This window comes from Sulfurovum sp. bin170 (genome assembly GCF_010892395.1).
Lineage (GTDB): Bacteria > Campylobacterota > Campylobacteria > Campylobacterales > Sulfurovaceae > UBA1140.
In genome coordinates this window covers 1-3,842 of the sequence record NZ_JAACKB010000036.1, presented here as the reverse complement: position 1 = coordinate 3,842, position 3,842 = coordinate 1, and the positions used below count along the sequence as shown (strand labels likewise).

Sequence of the window (3,842 nt, the reverse complement as noted above, 5' to 3'; positions counted from 1 at the left end):
CCTACCTCGACCCAAGGGTACGAGGTATTGGCATGAACATTTATAGACTACAAATTCCAAATTATTGAATACTTATGCAGTTCCTGCGATGCAGAGCATCGGGGAATTAAACCCTACTATAGATTAAAAAAGGATAACAATGCAAAAACATTATGTAATAGGTGACATCCACGGAGAGTATCAAACACTTTTGGCACTAATCGCCAAACTGCCAAAGAATGCAAAGCTCATCTTTGTGGGTGACTTGATTGACCGAGGCTCACAGAGTCGTGAGGTGGTGGCATATATACGCAAAAATGGTCATCAAACTGTTATGGGAAATCATGAAGTGTTTATGATAAAATATGGAGAGCGATTTGCACAGCATCTTTTGGCAGATGTGAATGTTGATATGAATAATACATGGATTAAAAATGGTGGGATAAAGACGCTTTTATCTTATGGTCTGTTAGAAAAAGCAGAGGATAGTTCTTATCAAATCATCAAAGAGACAGAAGCAATAGAGCAACTACAAGAGGATATAGAGTGGATGAAAAAGCTACCTATCTATCTTGAACTTGATGCGAAACATTCATCAGATAAGAAAGTGGTGGTCTCTCACAGCAATATCTCAAAAGTTTGGACGATTCGTAACGACAAAGAGAAGAGAAAAGAGCTTATATCCGAAACTCTTTGGACAAGAGATAAAGGAATTTCTAATGAGATTGATATTTTTAATATCTATGGGCATACGCCACAAAAACATGGTGCAGAGATAACCGATGATTTTGTTAATATTGATACGGGGTGCTGTTTTTATTCTATAAAAGATAAGAGATATGGACGGTTGAGTGCTTACTGTGTTGAGAGTGGTGAGGTTATTGAGGTTGGGAAGGTGTAGGGGGCGATTGCCATCGCACCAATTAAAATAGATAGGAGGAGAAAAAAATGCATAAAACAGACCTAAAAAACATACGAAACATAGGTATTTTTTCAGACAGTGACAAGCAGAAAATAAATTTTACCGATAGAATAACATCTTATACACCACTTGAAGAGAGGATGAGGGATGGACAAGCTCTAGATTGGATGGAAGGAGGATGTGGAAGACACGAAGATATGCTTTATACACTTCAAGCTGTAACAACTAGTTGGTTAGGGCAACAGATTAACATTGTTGATGTACCTACCTTTCTTGACTTTGAGAATAAGTTTGAACGCTCTATGCAGGTTATTGATGGGGGAATCTCTCTTTTCTCTGCTGTTGAGGGGGTACAACCTAACGCCATAATGTTATCAAAAGAGCGAGTAAAACATCTTATTCCCTCTATAGCTTTTATCGGTCAGGTGGAGAGAGGGGGGGCTGATTTTTTTGGTGTAGTTGAGCAGATATCTGACAGACTCAAAATCAATCCACTGATTATACAGCTACCTATCTATAGTGATGAGAAGTTTGAAGGTATTATTGATTTAATAGCGATGAGAGAGTTGGATTGGCAAAAAGAACAAGACTTTTATTACTCCAGAGACGATGTAAAAGAGAGTCTGATTCGTCAGGAGTTTCGCAACCAAGCTAAATCATATCAAACTAAGATGTTAGAACAACTAGCAGTTGTGGATGGTAATGAGAAGCTTTTGGCAAAGTTTTTGGAAGATGAGGAGATAACCCAAGAGGAGATTGTAGAGGCTATCCGTGTGGCTACGCTCTCTATGGCTGTAGTTCCTATACTGCTTGGTTGTGCCTCGAAAAACAGAGGTATTCAGATGTTAGTTGATGCAGTGGTGGCTTATCTTCCATCTCCTCTTGATGCCCCTGCTATTCAAGTAGATGCAGTAGGTTATGAGAATAGAAAGCTAATGGTCAAATCAAGTAACAGTGGTACATTTGTGGGATTGGTATATAATATTATAATAGACCCCTTTTTGGGGGAGTTGGCTATTGTTCGCGTCTATAGTGGCTCACTAAAATCGGGGTCAGCTTTTTACAATGTGAACAGAGAGAAGAGAGATAGAGTTTATCGTATTGTCAAGATGCATGAGACAAGAAGAGAAGAGGTTGATGAACTCTTTGCAGGAGAGATAGGGTTTTTGTTAGGATTAAAGAGTATTGCTAAAGGAGACACCTTGTGTGACTTGGCTAAAAAAGTGCGAATAGAGACTCTAAAAAAGTCTCCTGAACCGACTCTTTTTGTTACGGTTCAACCTAGAGTAAAATGGAGTCCAACCGATATAATGAGGTGTTTTATGCAACTGGTTATTGATAGCCCATCTTGTAAAGCAGTTTATGGAAAATATCCAGCAGAACCAATTTTACTCTATGGACAGAGTAAAGCTCATATAGAAACATTGCTAGATAAACTCAAAAATAAATTTGGGATAGAGGCTTGGGTAAGTGAGCCAAAAATTGCTTATCTTGAAACAATAAAAAAAGTTGTTAAAAAAGAGTATACCTACAGACAACCCCCAACAAGTCATAGTAGAACTCAATTTGCTCATCTATGTCTCAAAGTAGAACCAGAAGAGCAAGGGAGTGGTTATAGCTTTATCGATGCGACAAAAGGAGAGATAATACCAAAAGAGTTTATTGAACCTATTAACCAAGGTATTCAAGAGAGATTGTCACAAGGTATCCAAGCAGGTTTTCCGATAGTCGATATCAAAGTGACACTCTATGATGGCAGTTTTAATGATGTTGACTCATCAGTAGAAGCTTTTAAAATAGCAGGAGGTGATGGATTTATAATGGCTTGTAGAGAGGCGAGTCCTATTTTGCTAGAGCCGATTATGAAAGTGAATATAGAAGCTCCAGAGCAGTATAAAGGTGCTGTTTTTGCCGATATTACCAAAAGACGAGGTATAGCGTGTGGTAGAGAAAGCCAAGGAGAGAGAGTTGGAGATGTTTTTATCCCCTTGGCTGAAGTTTTGAACTACGAGAGAAAACTCTCTAAATTGACCGATGGTTTGGCTATCTATACGATGCAGTTTGAGCGTTATGAAGAGTTGCCTGATTATTTGGTTGATTCGTTGATATGAGTAGACAAATTAAAATTTTGGTGCATGATAAGAGTGCCACTTTTCCTATAGTCATTAATATCAAAAAAGATAAGAAGAGTAAAACTATGGGAGAAAAATAAAAATGCAAAAACATTATATAATTGGCGACATCCACGGAGAGTACCAGAAACTTTTAGCTTTGATAGCCAAACTACCAAAAAATGCAAAGCTCATCTTTGTAGGTGACCTTATAGATAGAGGGTTGGAGAGTCGTGAGATTGTTGAGTATATTCGAGAAAATAATCATCAAGTGGTCAGAGGAAACCATGAGCAGTTTATGATAGAGGATGGGCAGAAGCTTATAGAGAATCTTTTGGCTGATATTGAAGTAGCAATGAATAATGTTTGGATATTTGCAGGGGGAATTGAGACACTAATCTCTTATGGTTTGCTAGAGAAACAAGAGGATGTTTATCAATTTGTAAAAAGTATAGAAGGGATAGATGCACTTCAAAGTGATATAGAGTGGATGAAAAGTTTACCACTCTATATAAAAATGCCAAATCCTCATAATCTTAATCTGCCCATTGTCATTAGCCATGCGAGTATTGGTGATTTTTGGGATTTGGAGGAGACGAACTATAAGCATTTTGAGTTCTACATTATGACCAATCGCAGACGACCATCTGCTGATGCACCTATTTTTAATATCTATGGACACACCAATGTTAACTCAGTGGTGATTGGTAAAAACTTTGTTAATCTTGACACAGGGTGTGGACGAGGGGATGATGGGAAGTTGAGTGCTTATTGTGTGGAGACAAAAGAGGATTTTGAGGTGTAGGGGGCGATTGCTATCGCACCGATAT

3 protein-coding genes are annotated in these 3,842 nt (G+C 38.2%); all 3 read left to right on the top strand.

What is annotated here, in order from left to right; genetic code table 11:
* Window positions 1-139: 139 nt before the first annotated feature.
* The 3 genes from GSY74_RS00850 to GSY74_RS00840 all read left to right on the top strand — a co-directional run bounded on the left by GSY74_RS00850 (window position 140) and on the right by GSY74_RS00840 (window position 3,817).
* On the top strand, window positions 140-880 hold the full coding sequence (locus tag GSY74_RS00850; RefSeq protein WP_164663207.1) for a metallophosphoesterase: 741 nt from the start codon (window positions 140-142) through the stop codon (window positions 878-880).
* A gap of 47 nt (window positions 881-927) precedes the next feature.
* Window positions 928-3,012 carry a translation factor GTPase family protein gene (locus GSY74_RS00845; protein WP_164663206.1) on the top strand — a complete coding sequence of 695 codons (2,085 nt, stop codon included), beginning with the start codon at window positions 928-930 and terminating at the stop codon, window positions 3,010-3,012.
* A gap of 103 nt (window positions 3,013-3,115) precedes the next feature.
* The gene (locus tag GSY74_RS00840) at window positions 3,116-3,817 is read left to right on the top strand and encodes a metallophosphoesterase (protein WP_164663205.1); all 702 of its coding nucleotides are present in this window, start codon (window positions 3,116-3,118) and stop codon (window positions 3,815-3,817) included.
* The last annotated feature ends 25 nt before the right edge of the window (window positions 3,818-3,842 follow it).

What these genes read in the sequence shown, in the direction of transcription:
- GSY74_RS00840 (WP_164663205.1), top strand. Translation starts at nt 3,116, where the DNA reads ATGCAAAAACATTATATAATTGGCGACATCCACGGAGAGTACCAGAAA.
- GSY74_RS00850 (WP_164663207.1), top strand. Translation starts at nt 140, where the DNA reads ATGCAAAAACATTATGTAATAGGTGACATCCACGGAGAGTATCAAACA.
- GSY74_RS00845 (WP_164663206.1), top strand. Translation starts at nt 928, where the DNA reads ATGCATAAAACAGACCTAAAAAACATACGAAACATAGGTATTTTTTCA.